Origin of the sequence: Nitrosomonas communis (genome assembly GCF_001007935.1) — a bacterium.
In the GTDB taxonomy this organism is placed as follows: domain Bacteria; phylum Pseudomonadota; class Gammaproteobacteria; order Burkholderiales; family Nitrosomonadaceae; genus Nitrosomonas; species Nitrosomonas communis.
Genome location: NZ_CP011451.1, coordinates 1,338,244 through 1,363,765, shown reverse-complemented (window position 1 = coordinate 1,363,765; position 25,522 = coordinate 1,338,244). Strand labels below are relative to the sequence as shown.

The 25,522-nt window shown below is 43.8% G+C and carries 22 protein-coding genes; 9 read left to right on the top strand and 13 right to left on the bottom strand.

Features of this window, described 5'->3' with window-relative positions:
- Positions 1-132: 132 nt before the first annotated feature.
- From fabG to AAW31_RS06180, 6 genes are all read right to left on the bottom strand, one after another.
- A complete protein-coding gene (gene fabG, locus AAW31_RS06205) occupies positions 133-873 on the bottom strand; it encodes a 3-oxoacyl-ACP reductase FabG (protein WP_187426871.1) in 741 nt (246 codons plus the stop codon).
- Between the two features lie 33 nt (positions 874-906).
- On the bottom strand, positions 907-1,845 hold the full coding sequence (gene fabD / locus AAW31_RS06200; protein ID WP_046849578.1) for an ACP S-malonyltransferase: 939 nt from the start codon (positions 1,843-1,845) through the stop codon (positions 907-909).
- A gap of 3 nt (positions 1,846-1,848) precedes the next feature.
- Positions 1,849-2,805 (bottom strand): beta-ketoacyl-ACP synthase III, encoded by a 957-nt coding sequence (locus AAW31_RS06195; RefSeq protein ID WP_046849577.1) that lies wholly within the window; start codon positions 2,803-2,805, stop codon positions 1,849-1,851.
- A 3-nt stretch (positions 2,806-2,808) separates the two neighbouring features.
- Positions 2,809-3,855: a phosphate acyltransferase PlsX gene (gene plsX / locus AAW31_RS06190; RefSeq protein ID WP_046849576.1), complete on the bottom strand. Its 1,047-nt coding sequence runs from the start codon at positions 3,853-3,855 to the stop codon at positions 2,809-2,811.
- A gap of 84 nt (positions 3,856-3,939) precedes the next feature.
- Complete coding sequence (gene rpmF, locus AAW31_RS06185) at positions 3,940-4,122, bottom strand: 50S ribosomal protein L32 (RefSeq protein WP_046849575.1); 183 nt, start codon at positions 4,120-4,122, stop codon at positions 3,940-3,942.
- A 20-nt stretch (positions 4,123-4,142) separates the two neighbouring features.
- Positions 4,143-4,667 (bottom strand): YceD family protein, encoded by a 525-nt coding sequence (locus AAW31_RS06180; protein ID WP_052752115.1) that lies wholly within the window; start codon positions 4,665-4,667, stop codon positions 4,143-4,145.
- 63 nt (positions 4,668-4,730) lie between these two features.
- Here AAW31_RS06180 and AAW31_RS06175 point away from each other — a divergent pair, with 63 nt between their 5' ends.
- The 5 genes from AAW31_RS06175 to AAW31_RS06155 all read left to right on the top strand — a co-directional run bounded on the left by AAW31_RS06175 (position 4,731) and on the right by AAW31_RS06155 (position 12,194).
- On the top strand, positions 4,731-5,327 hold the full coding sequence (locus AAW31_RS06175; protein ID WP_046849574.1) for a Maf family nucleotide pyrophosphatase: 597 nt from the start codon (positions 4,731-4,733) through the stop codon (positions 5,325-5,327).
- 146 nt (positions 5,328-5,473) lie between these two features.
- A complete protein-coding gene (locus AAW31_RS06170; RefSeq protein ID WP_235264560.1) occupies positions 5,474-5,809 on the top strand; it encodes a hypothetical protein in 336 nt (111 codons plus the stop codon).
- A 186-nt stretch (positions 5,810-5,995) separates the two neighbouring features.
- Positions 5,996-7,435 (top strand): TolC family protein, encoded by a 1,440-nt coding sequence (locus AAW31_RS06165; protein WP_046849572.1) that lies wholly within the window; start codon positions 5,996-5,998, stop codon positions 7,433-7,435.
- A gap of 3 nt (positions 7,436-7,438) precedes the next feature.
- Positions 7,439-8,977 (top strand): efflux RND transporter periplasmic adaptor subunit, encoded by a 1,539-nt coding sequence (locus AAW31_RS06160; protein WP_046849571.1) that lies wholly within the window; start codon positions 7,439-7,441, stop codon positions 8,975-8,977.
- 34 nt (positions 8,978-9,011) lie between these two features.
- Complete coding sequence (locus tag AAW31_RS06155) at positions 9,012-12,194, top strand: efflux RND transporter permease subunit (protein WP_046849570.1); 3,183 nt, start codon at positions 9,012-9,014, stop codon at positions 12,192-12,194.
- A gap of 164 nt (positions 12,195-12,358) precedes the next feature.
- Here the strand turns inward: AAW31_RS06155 and mgtE are convergent, their stop codons facing one another.
- The 7 genes from mgtE to AAW31_RS21825 form a co-directional block, all read right to left on the bottom strand.
- Complete coding sequence (gene mgtE / locus AAW31_RS06150; protein WP_046849569.1) at positions 12,359-13,801, bottom strand: magnesium transporter; 1,443 nt, start codon at positions 13,799-13,801, stop codon at positions 12,359-12,361.
- Positions 13,802-14,080: 279 nt separating this feature from the next.
- Positions 14,081-14,779 (bottom strand): monofunctional biosynthetic peptidoglycan transglycosylase, encoded by a 699-nt coding sequence (gene mtgA, locus AAW31_RS06145; RefSeq protein ID WP_046849568.1) that lies wholly within the window; start codon positions 14,777-14,779, stop codon positions 14,081-14,083.
- 82 nt (positions 14,780-14,861) lie between these two features.
- Positions 14,862-15,686: a shikimate dehydrogenase gene (aroE, locus tag AAW31_RS06140; protein ID WP_046849567.1), complete on the bottom strand. Its 825-nt coding sequence runs from the start codon at positions 15,684-15,686 to the stop codon at positions 14,862-14,864.
- Positions 15,687-15,769: 83 nt separating this feature from the next.
- Entirely contained in the window at positions 15,770-16,672 is a 903-nt protein-coding gene (locus tag AAW31_RS06135) for a TonB family protein (RefSeq protein ID WP_046851552.1), read from the bottom strand.
- A gap of 484 nt (positions 16,673-17,156) precedes the next feature.
- Positions 17,157-19,007 (bottom strand): ribonuclease catalytic domain-containing protein, encoded by a 1,851-nt coding sequence (locus AAW31_RS06130; RefSeq protein WP_046849566.1) that lies wholly within the window; start codon positions 19,005-19,007, stop codon positions 17,157-17,159.
- Positions 19,008-19,241: 234 nt separating this feature from the next.
- Positions 19,242-20,201 carry an ISAzo13 family transposase gene (locus tag AAW31_RS06125; RefSeq protein WP_052752119.1) on the bottom strand — a complete coding sequence of 320 codons (960 nt, stop codon included), beginning with the start codon at positions 20,199-20,201 and terminating at the stop codon, positions 19,242-19,244.
- Between the two features lie 7 nt (positions 20,202-20,208).
- A complete protein-coding gene (locus AAW31_RS21825) occupies positions 20,209-20,415 on the bottom strand; it encodes a hypothetical protein (protein ID WP_046851550.1) in 207 nt (68 codons plus the stop codon).
- Between the two features lie 1,003 nt (positions 20,416-21,418).
- Between AAW31_RS21825 and creA the strand changes: the two genes are divergently transcribed.
- From creA to prmC, 4 genes are all read left to right on the top strand, one after another.
- On the top strand, positions 21,419-21,910 hold the full coding sequence (gene creA, locus AAW31_RS06115) for a protein CreA (protein WP_046849565.1): 492 nt from the start codon (positions 21,419-21,421) through the stop codon (positions 21,908-21,910).
- A 258-nt stretch (positions 21,911-22,168) separates the two neighbouring features.
- Positions 22,169-23,422 carry a glutamyl-tRNA reductase gene (gene hemA, locus AAW31_RS06110; RefSeq protein ID WP_046849564.1) on the top strand — a complete coding sequence of 418 codons (1,254 nt, stop codon included), beginning with the start codon at positions 22,169-22,171 and terminating at the stop codon, positions 23,420-23,422.
- Complete coding sequence (prfA, locus tag AAW31_RS06105) at positions 23,419-24,498, top strand: peptide chain release factor 1 (RefSeq protein WP_046849563.1); 1,080 nt, start codon at positions 23,419-23,421, stop codon at positions 24,496-24,498. The genes hemA and prfA overlap by 4 nt, the downstream gene beginning before the upstream one ends.
- Positions 24,499-24,539: 41 nt before the next feature.
- Positions 24,540-25,394 carry a peptide chain release factor N(5)-glutamine methyltransferase gene (gene prmC, locus AAW31_RS06100; RefSeq protein ID WP_046849562.1) on the top strand — a complete coding sequence of 285 codons (855 nt, stop codon included), beginning with the start codon at positions 24,540-24,542 and terminating at the stop codon, positions 25,392-25,394.
- The last annotated feature ends 128 nt before the right edge of the window (positions 25,395-25,522 follow it).

Below are 25,522 nucleotides of genomic sequence, written 5' to 3'. Positions count from 1 at the left end.
TTCCTACACTAACAAAACTAACACCTTTATTGCATTTGGGTTACTTTAAAAGCTACTGATTAATAAAATTATTTGACATAAAAATTAATACCTTAATTTGAAAAGATGTTTCCCAAAAATTTATAATTTCAATTAATCCATATACATTCCACCATTCACGTGTAAAGTCGTGCCTGTAATGTAGCTTGCTGCGGGTGAAGCGAGAAAGACTACTGCTGATGCGATATCTATCGGGCGCCCCAATCTTCCCAATGGGATATGCTGGATTAGATTCTGCTGTTGCTCAGCAGTAAGAGATCGCGTCATATCAGTATCGATAAATCCGGGGGCAATACAATTAATTGTGATATTTCGACTTCCTACTTCACGCGCAAGCGATTTACTAAAACCGATCATACCCGCTTTGGCTGCGGCATAATTGGTTTGCCCAGGATTACCTGTTACGCCGACTACAGATGAAATATTAATGATACGTCCTGCACGCGCTTTCATCATGGAGCGCAAAACAGCACGACTTAGAAAGAATACCGATTTGAGATTGGTCTCCAGGATTTCATCCCATTCTTCATCTTTCATTCTAGCCAGTAAATTGTCGCGAGTGATGCCTGCATTATTGACCAATATGCTAATCTCACCAAATGTATCGCGTATAGTTTCAATGGCGTTATTAATCTGTGCAATATCGTTGACATTCATTGCCAAGCCCAATCCTTTTATTCGGGCTTCTTTTAGGTACTGATTGATAACTTCTGCGCCATCCTGCGTGGTAGACGTGCCTATTACAGTGGCGCCATGCTTGCCTAATTCAGAAGCAATAGCTTGTCCGATTCCTCGACTGGCGCCTGTCACTAAGGCCACTTGACTGCTTAACATTATTTCTCCGTTGGGTAATATATTGGATGCAATTTATTTCAATATATCAATTGTTTGTTTGAGAGCATTACTATCTGTCAATGATAAGTTTTTTAATTTTGCATCGATGCGTTTAGTCAAACCGGTTAATACTTTGCCTGGCCCACATTCGACAACATGATCTACGCCTGCCGATGCAAAAGCGCGAATAGTTTCTGCCCAACGTACTGGGCTATAGAGCTGTTTTGCCAATATTTCTCTGATTGACATGGCATCATGGTGCTGTTGCACATCTACATTGTGCAAAATGGGAATGGTGGGTGGCTCAAACGATATTTTCTCAAGTAATTGATGCATTTTCTCGGCCGCTGGCCTCATCAGTGAGCAATGCGACGGAATGCTCATTGGTAACAATATAGCTAATTTTGCTCCTTTTGCTTTAGATAGCGCCATTGCATGCTGGACCGCATTTTTGTGACCTGCGATCACGACTTGACCAGGTGAATTAAAATTAGCAGGCTCTAAGGACATTCCGTCACAACTGCTTATAATTTCAGCACAAACGGCTCGTACCTCATCATCATCTAATCCCACTATCGCTGCCATACCGCCCATCCCTTCAGGCACGCACTCTTGCATGGTTTTTGCGCGATAGCTCACCAGCTTTAATGCATCAGAGAAAGTTAAAGCGCCTGATACGACCAGTGCGGTATATTCTGCTAAGCTGTGACCTGCTAAGTAATCCGGTTTCTTCCCTCCCAGGTTTTTCCATGCACGATAAACTGCAATCCCAGCTGTCAGCATGACCGGCTGTGTATTGACTGTTAAGTTGAGATCCTCAGCTGGCCCTTGATTAACCAATGCCCACAAATCCTGTTTAAGGATATCGGCCGCTTCAGAAAATGTTTCGTGTATCAATGGCACATCTGCATAACCTTTCATCATGCCGACTGATTGCGAGCCTTGTCCAGGGAAAACAAATGCGGTCTTCATAGATCACCAGCGTAGCAGTACAGAACCCCAAGTGAAACCGCCCCCTACGCCTTCTAGTAAGACGCATTGATCAGATTGAATGCGTCCATCACGCGCAGCGATATCTAAAGCTAACGGCACGGAAGCAGCCGATGTGTTCCCATGCTGATCAACGGTGGTAACCACTTTTTTCATTGGAATTCCCAGTTTCTTGGCAGTAGATTTTATAATACGGATATTAGCTTGATGAGGAATCAGCCAGTCAATATCGGATGTTTGTAAATTATTGGCTGTGATAGCCTCAGATACGGCTTCTTCTAGCACCTTAACTGCAAACTTGAACACAGTATTTCCTTCCATAGTAATGAAGGGCGAACCTTGTATTTTACCACCACAGATATTTCCAGGTGCAGCAAGCACTTTGTTATAACTCCCATTGGCATGCAAATGGCTTGAGAGTATTCCAGGTTGATTACTTTGCGTCAACACGACAGCACCAGCGCCATCACCAAATAATACACACGTGCTACGGTCAGTCCAGTCAAGAATACGAGAATATACTTCGGTTCCTACCACTAATGCATTCCTGCACTTGCCGGAACTCACAAACATATCAGCCGTAGCGAGCGCGTAAATAAAACCGCTGCATACTGCCTGGACATCGAAGGCAGGACCACCACTAATGCCTAGCTTGTCCTGTAAGATACAAGCCGTGCTAGGGAAAATCATATCCGGAGTGGTCGTAGCCAGAATGATCAGATCAATTTCCTGAGCTTTAATCCCTGCTGCGTCTATGGCCCTACGACTTGCTTCAAGCGCGAGGTCACTGGCCAATTGACCCTCTGCGGCAATATGGCGTTGGACAATACCTGTTCGCTCACGTATCCATTCATCACTGGTATCCACCATGCGTTCGAGATCATGATTAGTCAAAATTTTTTCAGGCAAATAACTACCTGTTCCAATGATTTTTGAATACATGTTTTATTCCACAGTTGCTGAATTAAATTTACTTTTTTGAGTGTTGTGTTGTAATTCTGCTATATGTTTGCTGATATGACCTAGCATTCCGCCGCGCACTTCCTCAGCACCTCGTTTGATAGCAGCACAGAATGCATGCTTATCAGCAGATCCATGACTTTTTATAACAATACCACGTAACCCAAGCAAACTAGCACCATTGTATTCGCGATGATCAACCCGTCGTTTGAAAGCGCTGATAACAGGTAAAGCGACAAGTCCTGCAAATCTCGTGAATAGGTTGCGCTTAAATTCTTGGCGCAAAAAAGTAGCGAGCATTTGGGCCACACCTTCTGATGTTTTCAAAGCAACATTACCCACAAAACCGTCACAGACTACAACATCTGTTGTTCCTTTATAAATATCATTGCCTTCGATATTTCCATAGAAATTTAATCCACTATCTCGAAGTAGTTCTGCGGCTTGCTTGACTACTTCATTACCTTTAATGTCTTCTTCGCCTATATTGAGCAAACCAATACTAGGATCTTTTTTGTTTTCAACAGAAGAAACGAGCGTGGCGCCCATCATACCAAATTGTAGTAAGTGTTCAGCAGTGCAATTGACATTTGCACCTAAATCCAATATGTAAGTGTGTCCTTTTATAGTAGGCAAAACAACTGCAAGCGCTGGTCTATCAATACCTTCAATAGTTTTTAGAACAAAACGCGAAGTTGCTAACAATGCGCCAGTATTCCCTGCACTGATACATGCCTGAGCTTCACCGCTTTTAACCAAATTAATCGCAACGCGCATAGAAGAGTCTTTTTTACTTCGTAAAGCGAGTGCCGGGGGTTCATCCATACCCACAACTTCACTTGCAGCATGTAGCCTCATTCGTGGACTAAGAGGCATATTAAGGGCGCGCAATTCCGCCTCGATCACATCAGGGATTCCGACTAAAATAATGTCGACCTCAGGATCGCTGTGTAGGTATTTAACTGCCGATGGGACTGTAACATGTGGACCATAATCACCGCCCATACAATCAATCGCCATAGTGATGTTCACTTTAGGTTACTCTTAAATAGTGCGCTATGACAGTGCTAGGCGGTATTTGGCGAAATCGAAGAGGCAGATAGAGTGAGAGGAAACTTATTCGTCGTTTTTAGTTTTGATAATTTTCCTGCCGCGGTAGTATCCATTCGGACTGATATGGTGGCGTAAGTGTACTTCCCCGGTAGTAGGCTCTATGGCTAAAGGTGGATTGGTCAGAAAGTCGTGAGAGCGATGCATTCCACGTTTGGATGGGGATTTTTTATTTTGCTGAACAGCCATGTTATGTTGACTCCAAAAAATTAAACTTTAGTGTGCTTGTTTTTTAATGACTTCAGGGTAACAGATGGATATTCCTTAACCCCTTTTGTTATTTCTGAAGTATTAGCGATGTTTTTGCTGAATGAACATTGATCTTCCTCATGACGGGGAGAAATCGGCAAACTCAGAATGATCTCATCTTCAATGAGCGTTAGTGCGTCCATATCAGGAGATGCTAGAATGGCATCAACCGAGATATCTTCATCATAATATGAAAATTCATCCTGATTTCTTGCGAGCAACAAGCTCGTTTCTATATTCAAGATATGTTCCAGTTTACCGAGGCAGCGTTGGCAACAAAGACTAATCATTCCTGTGATCATTATTTTAAGTGTTGGTCTATCTTTTTCGTCAAAAATTCCACTTATCGAGTAAATGATCTCTCCCGAGCGATCAGATAAATATTCTCCTAAACGTTCCAATTCAGCGGGCAGGATTTTACCATGATGTACCTCGCTATTGCGGACAAAATTAAGAGAATCTATGATAAAACGTTTATGCATCATAATTTTTGCATGCTATATTTTTTATAGTTAAGTGTCAAAATCTATTATAACCATTATAACATTTTGAAAACACAGTATGTTCACCCAAGACTTATTTTGGGAACCAGTTCATTATATCGCCGCGAACTTTTCCAGCGTTTAAAGCTTCCCTTTGAAACAGCCAATCCAGCTATAGATGAAACGCCCCTGCAAGATGAGATGCCTGAGGCCACCGCACTTAGATTAGCTGAAAATAAAGCTCATGCTGTTGCTGCAATGTATCATGATGCGCTTATCATAACTGCAGATCAGGTCGCTGTGATGGAAGGCATTCAATTAGGGAAGCCTCTGAATTATGCTAATGCAGTTAAACAATTACGTTTAATGCGCGGTAAAGAAGTTATTTTTTATACAGCACTATGTCTACTGAATAGTCGTACTAATCGACTGCAAACGCGCCTCGTTCCTTATTCTATTAAATTTCGCGCATTAAGCGATCCACAAATTGAGCATTATCTTTCGAAGGAGCAGCCTTATCATTGTGCAGGGAGTGCCAAGTCTGAAGGGCTTGGGATTGCTTTGATCGAATGGATGAAGGGAGATGACCCCAATGCTTTAATTGGACTGCCGCTTATTGCATTAGTGGACATGCTGCTAGCAGAAGGGGTGGAAATAATCTGATTTTTTCTTTACAGCTACCAGAAGATCAATTAGCCTAACTCTTTTATCTCATATAAATTTGTAAGCAGTATAATGAGCAGTAATCGATTTCTAATATGCATAAGCGATTAGCCATTCATTTCATCATTCTGATATTTTTCGTGAGTATGCTTACGAATACATTAGGCTTATCATTTAATGATAAGGTCTTTGCTCATGAACTGGATCATCACTATCATAGCGCTCTATTTTTAGATGATCCACAAAAACATCTTGATCTTCATCACGCCCTAGGTGACGGCGGTGAGCTGGATGCAATTACACATTTATTTCTTCATGCTGCCGGTCAATATCAGCCTTTCTTTGTAAATGAATCCTTTTTGATAATAGCTCCGGTTACTGAAGCAGAAGCTTTGACAGTATTTGTTCCTAAGTATATTCCTGAATCTATTCCGGATTCTCTTTTCCGCCCTCCAAAAAATTTCGGCCCCTTATCTAGTTAATTAGATCTCTAGCGTGCTTGGGTTGTAGTGCACATTATTGTTTGGAAGTGGCACGCTCATCATTCTTCAAGCAAGCGGTATCTGCGCTATAAACACTATAGATCTAGCTCAATTCAACTATGCTAATAATCTGCTCATCATTGTGAGTAGAAGCTGTAAGTATTGAATGCTTTTGCAGAGGATGCTATGAAATTTAAATTACAGTACAAGCAGTTACGGTTTTGTTTGTTGTCTGAAACACAAATCTTAATCCTGCTTCTGTTTTCTTTGTATTGTCCATTCCAACTAATGGCAAGCTCTGATTCAGCATATTTGAATGATGGCAAGTCATTGAATTATCAAACATCATTTCTTTCTTTGGAAAAAAAGGATTTGACCTTGCGAGAGGCAGTAAATCTTGTATTGCAACATAACCCCGAATTAGCAGCTTTTGCTAAGGAAATGAACGCGTTGGAGGGGGCAACACAACAAGCTGGATTGTTTAGAAATCCAGAGTTATCCGTAAATGTTGAAAATGCTGGAAATATTCAAAAGCTTTCAGGAGATATCAATTCACCTGAAGCAGTTGCGCAGGAGGTAGTGCAGCAGGTTACAACGATTCGGATTAGTCAATTATTCGAGTTGGGGGGGAAACGTGCTGCACGGACTGCTGCTGCATTACTTAATGAAGAGTTGGCAAGTAAAGATTATAACACTAAGCGTATTGAGATCATTGCTAGGGTTGCCAATGCCTATACCGATGTACTTGCGGGACAGGAGCGATTGAGGCTGGCAGAAGCAACTATGCAACTTGCAGAAAATGTAGTCAACGCAGTCGTCAAGCGTGTGCAAGCTGGCAAAGTGCCACCTATTGAGGAAACGAGGGCTAAGGTAGGGTTCTCTACGACGCAAATTGAACGTGAGCAAGCGCAGCGAGATTTAATGGCAGCGCGTAAACGTCTTGCTTTGCTGTGGGGAGATCATTCTCCGCAATTTAATCAAGCTTTAGGAAATCTTGAATCACTGGTTCCTTTGCCAAGTATAGAAAAGCTAGAGGAGCGTGTGCTTGAAAGCCCAGCAGCTCTTCGTGCTTTAAAGAATATAGAGCAGCGTAAAGCGTTACTGGAAGTAGAGCAAACACGTCGTATCCCTAATCTTATTGTTAATGCTGGTGTTGTACATCATGCTCAACTTGGTGGCAATACTGCAGTAGCTGGCCTAGCAATACCGCTACCATTATTTGATCGTAATCAGGGTAATCTCAAAGAAGCGCATGAGCGGGTGAATAAAGCCATTGATGAAAGGGGGGCGACTGAGTTGCGGTTAAAAACTGAGCTTGCGCAAGCATATGAAATTTTATCAGCGGTTTGGAATGAAATCAACATCCTGCGTGATGAAATATTGCCTGGGGCGAGAAGTGCTTTTGAAGTTACAAAGAAAGGATATGAGTTGGGAAGATTTGGGTTTCTGGAGCTACTTGATTCCCAGCGTATTCTTTTTCAGAACCAGGTTTTGTATGTACGCGCACTTGCAAATTATCAACGATTAGTCAATGAGATTGAACGGCTGATCGCGGGACCAATCGATGAACTTTCAGTCACGACCAGTATGCGTCATTCTGGCGATAATGAGAAATACAAGGAGTAAGTAATGAATAAAACACGATGGATGCCTATTATGATCGTGATCGTCATTGGCATTGTTCTGGGCGTACTCATTTTGACTTGGGGTAATAATTCAGTTGGTTTGCGTGACGAGATAAGTGGTGAGGAAAATGAGAAGAAGGTTGTCATTGATTCTGGAGCTGGAGAGAAAGAAAGAGGCGATCAGATTGAACCGGCTAAAGGTCCCAGGGGAGGAAAGCTTTTTACGACAGATGATTTTAGTGTGGAGGTGACTATTTTTGAAAAAGGGGTGCCTCCCCAATTTCGCCTTTATCTTTACAATAAAGGCAGGTTGATTCCACCTACTGAAGCTAAGATCAGTATTACCTTGACGCGATTGGGAGCGTCCGCGCAATTATTCCGATTTACGCCTGAAGGCGATTATCTGATTGGTGATCAAGAGGTAGAAGAGCCACACTCTTTTGACGTGGCGATTGTCGCTGATTGGAAGGGCAGAGCTTATCACTGGGGGTATAGCCAGGTTGAGGCCCGGGTAGAAATGTCGGATGAGACACTGAAAAGTTCCGGCATTCAAATTGCTACTGCTATCCCCGCAATTATAAAACCAACACTCAACTTACCTGGTGAGATCATTTTTAATGAACACACTATCTTAAAGGTTGTGCCGCGTATTCCCGGTATGGTTACAGCCGTTATGGGTCACCATGGTCAACATGTTCAAAAAGGGGATGTTCTGGCAGTCATTGAAAGTCCCATGCTGGCTGATTTGCGTAGTCAATATCTGGTTGCCAGGAGAAGGCTGGTGCTAGCGCAAACTACCTATGAACGTGAAAAACAATTATGGGAAGAAAAGATTACAGCCAAGCAGGAATATCTCACGGCCCAGCAGCAATGGGATGAAGCCAAAATTGCCCTGCAGCTTGCGTCCGAGAGGCTGCATGCGCTTGGGGTAAGCCCTGAATCCAGTCTTTCTGAAAAAAATCTTTCCCGTTATGAAATTCGCACCCCTATTCCGGGCATTATTACTGCAAAAGCCATCGTCCTTGGGGAGTCAGTCAAAGAAGACACAGCGGTTTATACCGTTGCTGATGTCTCGACTGTATGGGCAGCAATCACGGTTTATCCAAAGGATTTAAATGTGGTTAAAGTTGGACAGGAAGCGAGGATTAAAGCGACTGCGTTTGATTTGGAAGGGGAAGGGACTGTCACGTATATCACTACCTTGATTGGTGGACCTACTCGAGCTGCTACTGCGCGGGTTGAGCTGGATAACCTGGCGGAGAGATGGCGGCCGGGCATGTTTGTTACGGCTGAGCTGGTGGCTGAAGAAATCCAAGTGCCTGTTGCGGTATTGGTAGAAGCAATTCAAACATGGCGTGATTGGTCCGTCGTGTTTGGCCGTTATGGAAACTATTTTGAGGCTCGGCCACTGGAGCTTGGCCGCAGCGACGGCACGATGGTTGAAGTACTCAAGGGACTGTCTGCCGGGGATCAATATGCGGCAGGTAATAGCTTTGCCATTAAAGCTGAACTGGGTAAAGCGGGTGCAACCCACGATCACTAGCTTTACCAGCATCCTCTAAGCGGAGCTTTTAATCATGGTAGAACGTATTTTACAGATTTCTATCCTTCATCGCGGCTTGATACTCGCAGCGGTACTGATGGTTGCTATAGTAGGAGTTTACAGCTACCAAAAGCTGCCGATTGATGCCGTACCTGACATTACGAATGTTCAGGTGCAAATTAATACGGCAGCGCCTGGTTATTCACCGGTTGAGGTGGAGCAACGTATCACTTTCCCCGTTGAGACCATCATGGCGGGGTTACCTAATCTTGATTATACCCGTTCGCTCTCTCGCTACGGCTTGTCTCAAGTGACAGTGGTATTCAAGGACGGAACAGATATCTATTTTGCTCGCCAATTAGTTAGTCAGCGAATTCAAGAGGCTAAAGGCCGGCTGCCTGTGGGAGTCGAACCTACAATGGGGCCTATTTCTACTGGGTTGGGTGAAATTTTCATGTGGACGGTCGATGTCGAGGAAGGTGCCCACAAACCGGATGGTACAGCCTATACAGCCACTGATTTACGTGAAATTCAGGATTGGATTATTCGACCCCAACTACGCATGGTTCCAGGTGTGACTGAAGTGAATTCAATTGGCGGATTCGTCAAACAATTCCATGTGGCACCTTATCCGGAGAAACTGATTGCTTATGGTCTGACTATTCAGGATGTGGTAACTGCGTTAGTACGTAACAATCTCAATGTGGGTGCGGGCTATATTGAAAAAAGCGGTGAACAGTACCTGGTACGTTTACCAGGTCAGGTTGATAATCTGAATGAAATTAGCAATATTACGCTCGGTTCTCGGCAGGATGTCCCGATACGCATTAAGGATGTGGCCGATGTTTTGATTGGCAACGAGTTGCGTACGGGTGCTGCCACGCAAAACGGTCACGAAGTGGTGATAGGTACAGTATTTATGCTGATCGGAGAGAATAGCCGGATTGTTTCTCAAGCAGCGGCCAAGAAATTAGCTGAGATTAATCGCAACCTGCCTGAAGGCGTCGTAGCTACCCCTGTTTATGACCGAACTAAACTAGTGGATAGAACCGTTCACACGGTGGCTACCAATCTAGTAGAAGGCGCAGCATTGGTAATTGTGGTGCTGCTTCTGTTTTTGGGAAATTTGCGCGCAGCCCTGATCGCTGCATTTGTTATTCCGCTTTCGATGTTGTTTACCTTTAGTGGGATGGTAGCAAATCATGTCAGTGCTAATCTAATGAGTCTCGGGGCGCTTGATTTTGGTATTATCGTGGATGGGGCGATTGTCATTGTCGAGAATAGCATCCGCCGTTTAGCCCATGAACAAGCACGACTGGGGCGGACGCTAACACTTACTGAACGCCTTGAAATGGTATTCGATGCCACAAGTGAAGCACGCCGGGTACTGATTTATGGTGAGTTAATCATCATCATTGTCTATCTTCCTATTTTTGCGTTAACCGGTGTGGAAGGGAAAATGTTTCACCCCATGGCTTTTACCGTGGTGACAGCACTGGTAGGCGCGATGATTTTCTCCATCACCTTTGTTCCGGCAGCTGTAGCGCTTTTTCTTTCAGGGAAAGTGACAGAAAAAGAGAGTCCAATTGTGACATGGGCGAAGCGAGTTTATATGCCTATGCTGAATGCAGCGATGCGTAACCGGGAACTTACCGTTACCATTGCTATGGTCATTGTAGTGCTTTCAGGGTTACTGACAACACGCATAGGGAGTGAATTTATACCGAGTCTCAACGAAGGGGACATTGCGCTGCATGCCATCCGTATTCCGGGTACTAGCCTGACTACAGCGGTTGAAATGCAGAGTGAATTAGAAGAAACCATCATGACATTTTCTGAAGTCGACACAGTATTTTCTAAAATCGGAACTGCCGAAATTGCCACGGATCCGATGCCACCAAGTGTGGCAGATATTTTCATTATTCTTAAGCCTCAATCAGAATGGACTGGTTCTTATCGCACTAAAGCAGAATTAGTTACCGCGATTGAGAAGAAAGTACTGAAAGTCCCCGGTAACAACTATGAATTTACCCAACCGATACAAATGCGTTTTAATGAGCTGATATCCGGTGTACGTGCTGATGTTGCGGTGAAGGTATTTGGCGATGATATGGATACCCTATTCGAAGTAGCTGAACAGATTGAGAGAGTGCTCGATACTGTACCAGGTGCATCCGATGTCAGAATTGAGCAAGTTACTGGACTGCCCGTACTTTCCATCCAAATGGATCGAGAAAAAATGGCGCGGTTTGGGCTGAATGTGACGGATATTCAGGATGTTGTCACGATTGCGATAGGTGGACGTAGTGCAGGCCTTGTTTTTGAGGGTGATCGCCGTTTTGATTTGCAAGTACGGTTGCCAGAATATTTGCGTGGTGATATTGAAGCGCTCAAACGTTTGCCGATCGGTATTTCTATCATTAATATGGGAGGGGCTGTAAATATGCCTCAAGCAATTATTACTCCTGGGTACGTGACATTGGGTGAAGTGGCTGATATTCATATTGTTCAAGGTCCCAACCAGGTCAGTCGTGAAAATGGTAAACGGAGAGTGGTTGTAACAACAAACGTACGCGGACGTGACTTGGGGTCGTTCGTCAGTGAAGCTGAAGCACTCATTGATGAAAAAATACAAATTCCTGCTGGCTACTGGCTGACATGGGGCGGGCAGTTTGAACAAATGATTTCTGCAGCGAAGCGCCTGCAGATAGTGATTCCAGCCGCACTGGTGTTGATTCTGCTTTTGCTCTATACCATGTTTGGCAATTTCCGTGATGGACTATTGATGTTTACAGGCGTCCCATTTGCGCTGACGGGGGGCGTAGCGGCATTATGGCTACGCGATATTCCATTGTCCATTTCTGCGGGAGTGGGTTTTATTGCGCTCTCTGGTGTGGCGGTATTGAATGGCCTGGTAATGCTGGCCTTTATTCGAAATTTAAGAGAACAAGGGCTGGATTTGGATGATGCCGTTCAACATGGCGCGCTCACCCGCTTGCGACCTGTGCTGATGACAGCGCTGGTAGCTGCCATCGGTTTTGTACCGATGGCACTAGCTACCGGTACCGGCGCGGAAGTACAGCGACCACTGGCCACCGTGGTGATTGGGGGTATTCTATCCTCCACGGCGCTGACGCTACTGGTGTTGCCAGTGCTTTATCAATGGATTTACAAGCAGAAAACGATAGAGACTGAGACGGTTCGCAGTCAGCCATAATTAGCGGATCTAGGCTAATCTAATTCTAGATCCTGAGTTATGCTAAAGTAATATGACCTTGAGATAGTGCCGTAGTGCCGATCGGGTCGGGGTAACACGTTGTATCTGTTACCCCGACCCGATCACGAGCTATACGATTTATTTGTTAGTTGATCCGGGATTGCTCATAACAAAAAAAGCGTAGCCAACCCCAGGAAAATGAAAAAACCGCCGCTATCGGTGACAGCAGTGATCATAACGCTGGAGCCAATGGCCGGATCACGGCCCAGTTTTATTCGGGTTAATGGGATGAGTACTCCCACGAGTGCGGCTAACAGGAGGTTCAGAATCATGGCGAGCGCCATGACGAGGCCAAGTGAAATATTCTGATAAATAAGATAGGTAAATAACCCAACGATGCTTCCCCAAACCAGACCATTTACCAGACTGACACCAATTTCCTTGCCGATCAGTTTAAGCGTACTGTCGGTGCTAACCTGGCCTAGCGCAATGGCGCGAACAATCATGGTAATGGTTTGATTGCCGGAATTGCCACCTACCCCTGCGACGATAGGCATCAATGCAGCCAGTGCAACCAATTTCTCGATGGAATCCTCAAATAAGCCAATGACACGTGAGGCAATAAAAGCCGTTACCAAATTAATGGCAAGCCATGCCCAGCGATTTCGGACACTTTTCCAGATGGGTGCAAACAAATCCTCTTCTTCACTCAAACCTGCCTGACTAAGCGCTTCGCTTTCAGCTTTCTCACGAATGAAATCTAACACCGAATTAACAGTAACTCGCCCTAATAACGTTCCATCTACATCAACCACTGAAGCAGAAACAAGATCATAGCGTTCAAAAGCCTGGGTGGCTTGTTGTGCTCTATCGTAGGGATGAAACTTAATTATTTTAGCCGTCATCACATCGCTGACCATGACGTCAGGATCGGTTACCAATAGCTTATTCAGTAGCAAAACACCTTTGAAATGCTCATTGCGATCGACCACAAATAACTGATCGGTATGGTCTGGTAATTCACCCAAGCGTCGTAAATAACGCAGCACCACCTCCAATCTGACATCTTCACGTATCGTAATGATATCGAAATCCATGAGCGCACCGACAGAATCTTCAGGATACGACATGGCTGCACGTAACTGTTCACGTTCTTCCAACGGTAAAGCCCGGAAGACATCTTCGAGGACTTCACTGGGTAAATCCGGTGCCAAATCGGCAATTTCATCTGCATCCAGTTGTTCAGCAGCGGCTACTAACTCGCTGCTACCCATATCAGCAATCAGTGTTTCGCGAACACCATCGGAAACTTCGAGCAGCACCTCGCCATCATTCTCAGTCTTGACCAGACCCCATATGAAGAGACGGTCTTCCAATGGTAGTACTTCCAGAATATGCGCGATATCGGCTGGATGGAGCTTATCAAGTACATTCTGAAGACTTGCCAGATTTTGTTTCTGGATAATCGATCCCACCAAATCTTGACGCGGGAAATCTTGTAAGCGTACTAACCCTTCTACCAATCTGTATTTACGAAGCAAATAAGTGATTCGCTCCAGTATGCTTTGTAAATCTTCATTTTCATGAGAATGGCTGTCTTCAGTCATGGCAGATTTCCGATGGAGGAAGGGTTGTCACAATAAATAAACAGAGCAAATAGACACTTACTTCCTATAGATCAAAAGACAGAATGAGATAAGCATCGCTTTTTTTCGTTATATCACAGGAATGGAAGTTAATTTTTACAGATTTATTAACTGTGGAATTACAATAAAACTGACTTTTAAGGGAATGAATGTTAACTCAGTCAGATACATTGTACTAGTCAGTAAAAACTGGAAAGTTCTAAAGACGACCTAGAAACAGATTTCTTAAGGAATGTTTTATCATGGAATCTGTGATATATGCATGCGGCTAAGAATGATATTAATTATCTTCAGCAGCTTCTGGGTGTTGCGATTTCGATCATAATAGCGTGGATTGGTTACTATTGATGCTAGAAATGCTGCCTGTCTGGCTGTCAGGACTGAGGCCGATACTCCAAAGTAATGAAGGGCAGCGGCTTCGGCACCAAATACGTCACGGCCCCATTCAATCATATTGAGATAAATTTCCAGTATCCTCCGTTTGGACATCATATTCTCGAGCATGATCGTGATCAAAGTTTCCTCAAATTTACGCCATACAGTTTTTCTCTCTGAAAGGAACAGATTTTTTGCAAGCTGCTGACTGATAGTTGAGCCGCCAGCAGCCCATTCGCCTTTTTTTATATTTTTCTCAAGCGCACTTTGAATCGATTGAAAATCGAAGCCATTATGTTTCATGAATTGACTATCTTCCGAAGCGATGATTGCCCGTTTCAGGTGGAGAGAAATATGCTCATAAGCAATCCACTGATGACGCAATGTAGCATCAGGATGATGTTGTCTTAAGTTTTCCAGCCTGCTTTGCATGAAAGCACTAGCGTGTGGGATATGGGTATTCCAGTAAACAATATGGAGCAGTATCCACAGTAGATAAAGCAGGCCAGCGCTGAAAGATAAGAGCAAGAATCGCCATAGCCAGCGGTTGAGAAATTTTGCCATGTATCTCCTGCGCAATTAGACCATTTAGAGGTTGAGTCTAAATGGTTGATATCTCGTATATAATGAATAGCGCTCGTGCTGTTTAGTGCCCTTTATTCTTTAACATTTCAATTACTTTTTTCGTTTCTGGTCGGATGCCACGCCATAAGAAAAAAGATTCCGCGGCTTGTTCAACCAGCATGCCAATGCCATCGACTAACTTAATGACGCCTTGCTGCTGAGCGAATCTTAAAAATGGTGTCAACTCTTGACTATACATCATGTCATAAGCGAGTGATTCTTTAGAAAAGATCCCTTCCGGTAAAGAAGGTAACTCATCATGGAGACTCGCTGAAGTAGCATTGATTATAATGTCGAAACTCTCTCCTGAAAAATCATGATAATGTCCCGATAAGACATTGCCATGAGCAGAAAATTGTCTTTGTAACACTTGCGCCTTCTCTTTAGTGCGGTTGGCAATGGCAAGTAGGCGAGGTTTGAGTGTTAGCAGTGGCATAATAGTGCCTCGTGCAGCACCGCCTGCCCCCATTAACAGAATATTTTTACCGGCAATAGAAACACGTTGATTAATTTCGATATCCTGCATCAATCCCGCTCCATCCGTATTATCACCCAGAATATCATTGTTTCCAATAAATTTGAGTGTATTCACAGCTTGAGCGGCATTTGCTCGGTCTGTTAAACGAGTAGATAGGGCATAAGCTTCTAGCTTGAATGGAAGGGTTACATTCATGCCCATACCTCCCCGTTGCTGAAATGCCCTGACTGTTGACTCGAAGCCATCCAGGGGTGCCAGAATAGCCTCATACTGCATATCCTGCCGAGTCTCCTGGGCAAAGAGCTTGTGGATGAGCGGTGATTTGCTATGGTGTATAGGGTTGCCAATGACTGCATAAAAATCAGGCATAAAGTTATTTTGTAATGCGTGGCAGAGATATGAAATTTTAACTGGCAATCAATAAACTGAACAAATGATATATGTTTTACAGATTATTGGCTGATTAATTCATCTGAACGCGCAAATACCCAGGTACGGGTAATGTGCAAAATATCCGTATCTCGACTGATATCGGGTGGAAAAGGGGCAAAACCATTCTGAGCCGCTAATTTTACGATATAAATGGCAGCATCATCGAGAACCTTAGTTCCAGAGGAACGATCGATGCCAACCGACTCAAGGCTGCCATCTGATCGAATGCCTACAGTGAGCTGCAAATTGCCATAAAGCTGCTGCTTTCTGGCTTGTTCCGGATAGTTCAAATTACCGATGCGTTCGACCTTGAGCCGCCAGTCTTCTACATAGCGTGCGAAGCGATATTCTTTTGTGCGTGTACTGATATATCTGCGCTTGGGGCGTTTCTGATATGCTTCATATTCCTTGTTGATTTGAGCTTCCTGGCGTGCAATTTCAAGGCTGCGTTGTAGCAAATCTGTACTATCAAGCTTGGGTATTGGCTTGTCTTCAGATTGTTCTGCCTGAGGTTCGGCTTCAATGATACGTGGTTTGCTTTCAACAATACGTGGTTTGCTTTCAACAGCGGGCATGAGTTTCTTGACTTGTTTTTCTGGTTGTTTTGTTTTTTGACCTGCTTGAGCAAGATCAGTTAATGGCTTGGTTTGCGGTAATACGGGCAAAGGCGATTGAGCACGCCGATCTTCATCAACATTACCCCTTCCTTCCGAATTGGTTTGTGCCAATACATCCGTTTCGATAGGTTTTTGCTCAGATTTTTTGTTGACCAAAATGACTTCCAGCGATTTGGCAACATTCTTGACGACAGGTTCTGGTGCCTTAAAAGTAATTCCCCATAGGATGACTGCGTGTAGAACCAGTGAAATCAGTATGGCAGTATAGAAGCGTTTGGGTCGATAAGATGACCCGGGATAAGGCATCGAAAGGCTGTAATCTAACATCTTAGAACAAATAACGGCTAGATAAAATTAATCAACTCATATGAGTGCTTGTCAACAAACCTACAGTACGTCCCGCTAGCTGGACTAGCGAACGCTTAAACGCTTATTTCTCGGTTAACCATTTGGAATGTGGTTTTACCTGAATGCGTGATACTCGTTTTTTATTATTATGCGGTCTTGCTTCCTTTGCTCACAAGCGTTTGTGTTATGATTTTTAGTAAAGATAGAATAACTGACGATAACTGAAAAGTATCTCATAAACAAAAAATAGAGCACCTCTAAAAATTCATATTTGTGAGCATCCGCTTCGCGGATTGCCTGCTTACCCCTCTCGTTACAATACTTCGTTGTTCACAAAAAAGTTGCCTTACCTATCAGTGATAGGCTGCATCCACATTTTTTGTGCTCGCCTTGTCTTGTTTAAAACTCTGTATTTTTAGAGGCACCCAATATATTTTCTAGCTTATTCTTTAGATAAAAATCGTGTATTCAAGGTGCATTCAATCAAGTCAATTTGGGATAATTCTAACTTAACAATTGTGCCCGGTAACAGGTCTGGTAATGAAGACACTCGCACGATGAAAGGAATGCGATCGAGCTTTACCAGGTTTTCTTTAATGACTTGTGCGCCGGTCACTTGAATGTTTTCCTGTAGCAACCAGCGCAAACACCAATAACGCTCCATAGCGCGTTGAAAGTCACTATATATACTATAAGCTTGTTCAAAATCCCGCATGGATATCAACAATTCATCGCTCTCTTTGGAATAAGGTGGAATGGCATCCTTGAGTAATGCGATAAGCTGCCGCTGATTAATTAAATCTATGTAACGGCGCATGGGAGAGCTGCTCCAAGCATATTGGGCCACCCCGAGTCCCTGATGAGGGGCTGGAGAAAGACTCATTTTTACTTTTCCCCCATTTTGGCTGCGATAAATACCTGCGATTCCCGCATCGGCAAGTTGTTTGCCCCATTCAGTATTGGCATAAATCATCAATTCAGAAACAACTCTGTCGATTGGTGAGCCGCGTCGACGCTCTTGAATAATAATGCGATCCTGCTCCACAAAAAAGCTGTAATCAATTTTTTCATTATTGAGGTCATTTTCCTTGCCTCGGAAGATTTCCATTTTGCGCGAAAAATTCCACAGTAGACTCAACTCATTCGCAAAAGGGTAATTTGTGAGATTTTTTCTCAAGGTATCTTCATTAAACTGTTGTTCCAAGGTGTCGTGGCGTAGATTGGCGACGATTCTGATTTTTTCTATGCGGCTTTGAGAAGCTGTTACGGTAAAATCGTCTGCTACATCCAGATAGAGCGAAATGGCTGGACATAATCGTGTTTCGCTGAGAGTATAAAAATCGATCGTTTTTTCAGGCAGCATGGTAATTTTCTGCCCAGGTAGATAAACAGTCGAAAGGCGTTTTGCAGCTACTTTATCCAAATGAGAACCCGGGGTAATGCCTAAGGCTGGTGCTGCTATATGGATGCCAATACGAAAGCTTCCCAGAGCGAGCGGGGTAACTGAGAAAGCATCATCAATTTCAGTGGTGGTCGCATCGTCAATACTGAAAGCGGCTACCTCTGCTATCGGTAAATTTTCATAATCACGAAAAATATTATCTACTTCAGGTAGATTGAAATCGATACCTTCCGGGAAATGCTCTCGCAGAAATTGATTGAAGTGATAATCGTGGGTAGAGGAGATGGCACCACATTTTTCCAATAATTTGGGAACGCTGAGCTTGGTGGCAGTACAGGCTGCTTCGAGCGCTTTCCATTCAATGGTATTTTTATTTGGTTTATAAAGTAGGTCATCCAATTGTGGTCTGAATTCTTCAGGAAGCGTGAAGGTACTCAGTTGCTGCTTATAGCGAGTTTGTTGTTCTGCTTCCAATCGTTTCTTTTCCTGGCTGGCAAGCGCTGCTCGTAAAGCTTCAGCTGGAGCGGCTTTATAACGCCCTTGTCCTTTTTTGTAAAAATACATGGGCGAATTATTCAGGAGAATCATGATTGCAGCGACTTCTACTGGACTAGGTGAGTGCCCAAAATAATCAGCAGCTAAAGTATGGCTCGAAAATTCTTCGCTATTTGTGCAGCATTCCCAGAGAAAATCCGTATCCAGATCAGCAGCAACCTGCTGTGCCTGATACATAAATTCATATAAAGACGGCATCTCAAACCTTAACAATACTGCGGAAGCTTTGATTTTGGAGCGTTTACCGTGCGATGCTTCTACTTGTAAAGAAGTTGTATTGTCCGCAAGAACGGCGCCAACCTTAAAAGTACCGGATTCTTCGTAAAAAACGTTCACGGCATGATCCTTTCAGACGGAAATCGAGGAATTGTTGACAAGAATCCTTGACGCAAAGATCGCCAGAATTTTATTCGTTAATCGAGTTAGACTCATAATAAATGTTATCATATTTAACAATATGATTATTAAATATAATTTTCCAAACATGAATGGATTTTTCTGCATACGTAATTGAATGGTGTTACCAAATAAAAAAAGACTAAGGATTTAGCTAAAAATAACTTCCCGAAATCAGATTGTTTGTGGGACTGCCCGGTAGTTCCAGCGAGGAAGATAGTCATCAAAGATGATCCTCATATTTTCAAGAAAATTCTCTGCACACTTTTTTCCTGTAACGTAAATCCCGGTCAATATATCCACGGTTACTTTTAAACCCTTGCAGGTTTTAGTCTTCTCCATAAATTGTTTGGCAATGGCGACCGAATGAAACACCACACCCTGGCAGGCACGCGTAATGTGCGAAAACAACCGGTGTTCAATAGGGTTGTACTTTGAGCAGTAAGGCGGATAGTGGGCAACACGAATTTCCAGTCCCAGCCGTTTGGCAAGCACCTGCAAAGCTTCCTTGAACACATGTCGATTGGCGGCGTTACTGCCGCCACCATCACAGAGAAGCAACAACCGCCGGGCCTTGGGATAGTGCTGGCAACCCTGCTGTTTCCACCAATGCGCAATACTGTCGCAACAAAATTCACTGGTATCGTGGCTGGTATTTAGGTTCATATGCCCTTCGTTTCGCGCCAGATCATAGATGCCATGCGGAATCAATTTGCCTTCACCGGCACTGGGAAAATCATGATCCAAAGCATCTACAGGCGTCTGTGTATAGGTGTAACCTTCTCGACTGAAATTGCCAATCAATTCCTTCTTTTTGGAATCAATACTGATCACGGGCTCTTCCTTGGCCATATACGCTGCCTTAAGTCTGGCAATGTTTTGAAACTGGGCATCCCGATCAGGATGGGCTCCCAGCGTTTTTTTCTTACGCGTTTTACGCTGTCCTAAACCATGTTTCTTTAATAATTTACGTACCGTATACCGACTTGCTGATGTGCCCATTTCAGCCAGGCGGCGACTAATCTCGCAACGTGATAGATTGGTCCATAAGACACCTTCGCGCATCGGATCGCCGGCGGTAAATTCCGCAAGTAGCCTGAGGAAATTTTCTTCCAGGGTAGGCTTGTGAACCATTGCATTTTTACGTCCCGCACCTTTTTTTTCTGATCCGGCTCGGCGCAGGATCCTCACTCACCTCCAGTTCTACCAGACCGCGTCGCACCGTCTTGGGATCCATATCAAATAACCCAGACACATACTCAATACCGCCGTGCCCTAGCTTGGCCGCTTCAATCCCCGCATACCGCCGCCGATCCTTTTCTGATAGCATCAGAAACAACCGCTGCATCTTCAGTTCAATGCTTTTATCGTAAATAGCCACAATTTGTCATTCACCAATTATAAATTGGCTTTATTATCCATAATCCTGCATGAACATTCTAATCCAATTTCTGGAAGTTATTTTTGACGACATCCTAAATGGAATAAAGCAAGTATAAAGACTGAAAACTAAGGAAAATGTGAATATCTCGAATAACAGTTATTTTGCAGTATTCCAGATTTCTTAGCTTCCATCTTGTAGTCTGATATGCTCAGATTTTTCGCGTAGGATGTGTTAAATATTATTCTCTCTGCTCACTTCTGGATTTCTGATTTCTTGGCAATACTTAGTTGTTTTTCTATTCACAGTATGAAAGTACACGGAGATTGATAGCTACTTTTAGTATTATGGTATCAAGACAAATACTTTGCGATAAAGTTTGAACGCTTGACATTTTTTTATGCTATTGGGAGAGGGAATGGGTTTTATTGGTGGGCTAGAGTAAGCTTGAGTCAAGTTTTCTTATATATAATAAAAAGTTATGGTTCTACATGGCATAGTATGGGGAAATTAGTTGGAATTGTGGGCACCACTAAAAATAGAGAGTTTTAAACAAGACAAGGTAAGCACAAAAAATGTGGATGCAGCCTATCACTATAGGTAAGGCAGCCTTTTTTATGAACAACGAAGTATAGTGACGAGAGGGGGTAAGCAGGCCATCCGCGAAGCGGATGCTCGCAAATATGAATTTATAGGGGTACTCTTTAATAATAAAATACTTTTACTGTGAGGAGATGCAAGTTAAAATTCTCGTCCATTCATTATGGATATCCCAATTTCGGGCTTACGCAGTGACATAAGCTTGACAATGCCTTGAATGGATGACGGCGTAAATTTATTAGCTGACAATAAGTGCAATTAAACATTTATCGATTTATGCTCTCTAAGCTAAGGGTCAACGAGATTTTGATTAAATATCTAGCTGAGCAGTGATAGAGCATAGTGTACGATGAAATGGAGAAACCATACGATGATTTATCTCTTAAATTTTTCAAAGCAAATTAAGTTTTTTATATTTATTTTAGTCTTATTGTTTGCTTTTCCTTTAATGGCTGAACCAATTGGTAGTGTATCCACTCGATTTAAGTTTTTGGGAGCTAATGATAAAATTGTCGTTGAAGCGTTTGATGATCCCGATATTGCAGGAGCTACCTGTTATCTCAGTCGGGCTAAAACAGGGGGGATTAAGGGTACAGTGGGAGTGGCTGAGGATACCGCTGATGCAGCCATAGCTTGTCGACAGGTAGGTCCCATCGAACTACCCGAGGATGTGAGAAATGGAAAGCAAGATGGTGAGGAAGTATTTAAGAAAAGCACTTCGTTGCTGTTTAAGACCTTACAGGTGGTGCGTTTTTATGATCCTAAACGCAATGTGCTGATTTATCTTACCTATAGCGATAGAATTATTGAAGGATCACCTAAAAACAGTATCTCTACTATTCCCATTATGCCGTGGCGTTAACTTAATCACTTAGAAGCTTGTGCATAACTGGTTTTTTGGATAATTTAGTATTTTTAAGTAATCGATTTTATGAACTACCTATACCCAGAGCCCAGAGAAAAAAACTAAAAGTACAGTTATGCAGAGGTTTTACATTTAGCATTTATAAAGGTAGTTAGAGGAAGTGTGTAAGGCAAATCTATTCCTTTCATTGATAGCGCTTAAACTTCCGCTATAATGATGCATTTCCGATTTTTAGCTATTTAAAGATCACCTTTCATGCAATTATTTGCCTTTGGTATCAATCACAATACAGCACCACTAGATATACGTGAGCAAGTTACGTTTAATGAAAATACAATGGAGCATGCTTTGCATGACCTGGTGGGAAACCATGCAGTTAAAGAAGCTGCCATTGTTTCGACATGTAACCGTACAGAAATTTACTGTAACACCGAGAAACCCGATACGGCGATACACTGGCTCACACATTTTCATCATTTGCCTGAACGTGAATTAGAGCCTTATCTTTATCGATTGCCTCGAGAGCAGGCAGTCAAGCATGCTTTTCGGGTGGCCAGCGGACTGGATTCCATGGTGCTGGGTGAACCGCAGATACTCGGCCAGATGAAGAATGCGATCAAGTCAGCACAGAATGCCGGTACGCTCGGATTATTGCTGCACAAGTTGTTCCAGCACACTTTTTTTGTGGCTAAGGAGGTACGCACATCTACTGAGATTGGGGCTTGTTCCGTATCCATGGCTGCTGCCGCTGCTCGCTTAGCAGAGCGGATCTTTGGTGATATCAGCGAACAGAATGTCCTATTTATTGGTGCAGGTGAAATGATTGAGCTTTGCGCTAGCCACTTTATTGCCAAGCACCCCAAGAGGATTACAGTTGCCAATCGCACTGCCGAACGGGCCGAAGCATTAGCGCGACGCTTCAATGCACGAGCCATCCCACTTAGCGAATTACCTGAACAACTGGCGTTGCACGATATTGTGGTTACCTGTACGGCCAGTCCCTTACCGATTCTGGGCAAGGGCATGTTGGAACGTGCCGTCAAGATCCGCAAGCATCGGCCCATTTTTATTGTCGATTTGGCAGTCCCGCGAGATGTCGAGCTGGAAGTCGCAGAGCTGGATGATGTATTTCTTTATTATGTGGATGATTTGGCCGATATCGTCAAAGAGGGACTGGACTCTCGTCTCAGCGCAGTTGCCCAGGCTGAGACCATCATTGAAACCAATGTGATTGATTTTATGCGTTGGCTGGCCACACGCCAACTCGTTCCGACCATCAGAGCACTGCGGGATCAGGCAGAGCGCTTTCGCAGGCATGAACTTACACGCGCGCAGAAGCTGCTGGCAAAAGGAGAAAATCCAGAAAAGATACTCGAATCGCTCAGTAATGGATTAACCAACAAATTCTTACACTTTCCTTCCAGTATGCTGAATCATGCCGCCGATGATGAGCGGGATAAGCTGGTCGAGCTAATCAATCGGTTATATCAATTACATTACCCACAATGAATAAAAGTATTGCAGACCGGCTCACTCGTCTGAGTGTGCGGCTGGAGGAATTGAACCAGCTATTGAGCAGCGAGAAAATTACAGCCGATCTGGATAAATATCGCAAGCTGACGCGTGAGCGGGCGGAGATTGTTCCAGTGGTTGAGCTTTATCAGGCTCATAAGCAAACTGAGTTGGATATTCAAACCGCCAGAGAGATGATCCCCGATCCCCACATGCGGGATTTTGCTGAAGCTGAAATTGTCGCTGGGAAAGAGAAACTCCAGAAAATCGAAGCTGAGTTGCTTAAGCAGTTATTGCCAAAAGATCCCAATGATGAGCGTAATATTTTTCTTGAAATTCGTGCAGGCACGGGTGGAGATGAATCTGCATTGTTTGCGGGTAATCTGTTTCGTATGTATGCACGCTATGCTGAGCGTCAGCGCTGGCAGGTCGAGATCATCTCACAAAGCCCTTCTGATGTAGGTGGCTACAAGGAAATTATCGCCAGGATTATCGGTTATGGGGCTTATTCTCGGCTCAAGTTTGAATCAGGTGCCCATCGCGTGCAGCGCGTGCCAGCAACAGAAACTCAAGGAAGAGTACATACCTCTACCTGTACCGTTGCGGTTATCCCAGAAGTGGATGAAATTACCGGTGTTGAATTGAATCCGGCTGAGTTAAGAATTGATACCTTCCGGGCATCCGGTGCAGGCGGTCAGCATATCAATAAAACGGATTCAGCCGTCCGTATTACCCATTTACCCACGGGGATCGTCGTCGAATGTCAGGAAGGGCGTTCTCAGCATAAAAACAAGGCACAAGCAATGAGTGTATTGGCTGCCCGCATTCTCGATAAGCAAATGCATGAGCAGCAGGCAGAGCAGGCGGCGACGCGCAAATCACTGGTGGGAAGCGGAGAGCGCTCGGAGCGGATTCGCACCTATAATTTTCCGCAAGGACGAGTGACAGATCATCGTATTAATCTTACGCTTTATAAGATGGACCAAATCATGGATGGCGATCTTGATGAGCTATGTTCAGCATTGATGGCTGAACACCAAGCAGAGCAGTTGGCATCTCTGATGGAAAAATGACGGCTCCAGGGAAGTACTCACTTTAAAATAGCTGCGCAAGTATGCAGGTCACGATAGCACAGGCACTACAAGATGCACATTGCCTTGTAGATCATATAGAGGCACGCCTATTGCTTCAATATGCGTTAAATGTAGATGCCGCCTTTCTGGCTGCTCACTCAGATGATATATTGAATCACGAGCAATTAAATACTTTCCAATTGCTGGTAATGAGGAGAAGTGCGGGTGAGCCCGTTGCCTATCTGGTCGGTGAACGTGAATTCTATGATTTGACTTTTAAGGTTACGCCTGCTGTTTTAATTCCTCGACCGGAAACAGAATTACTGGTAGAACTGGCTTTATCACGTATTCCAGTTAATCAAACTTGTAAAGTGCTTGATTTAGGCACAGGAAGTGGCGCAATTGCACTTACCATTAGCAAACATCGGCCATTAGCTCATGTTACGGCAGTCGATCTCTCACCTGATGCACTGTCAATTGCTCGGTTGAATGCAGAAAGGCTGGGCATCCATAATGTGCAGATACGTGCAGGAAACTGGTTGGATGGATTGGATCATGATGAATTTAATCTGATCATCTCGAATCCACCTTATGTGGCCCAGGGAGATCCCCATCTGGATCAAGGTGATCTACGTTTTGAGCCTCATATTGCGCTGATGGCGCTGAATGATGGCTTGGCATGTATTCGTCACATCATCGCCCATGCACCGGATTTTTTGGCTGCAGGGGGTGGACTGTTACTAGAGCATGGTTATGACCAAGCTACTATTTGCCGGCAATTGCTGGCAGAATCCAATTTTATTAACATATTCTCCTGTCCAGATCTGGCAGGGATACTACGCGTGAGTGGCGGGCAACGTGATGATCGTGCTCTGGCGACAAAAGCTCACTGCTAGAATATGATTAATGCGGTATGCTTGCTGAAGGGTGAGATACCGCAATAATGTCTGATAAAAAATAGAACCATAATTTCACCTGGCTATCTAATAATAAAATTAGCTTTCGAATTAATTATTTAAGGAGG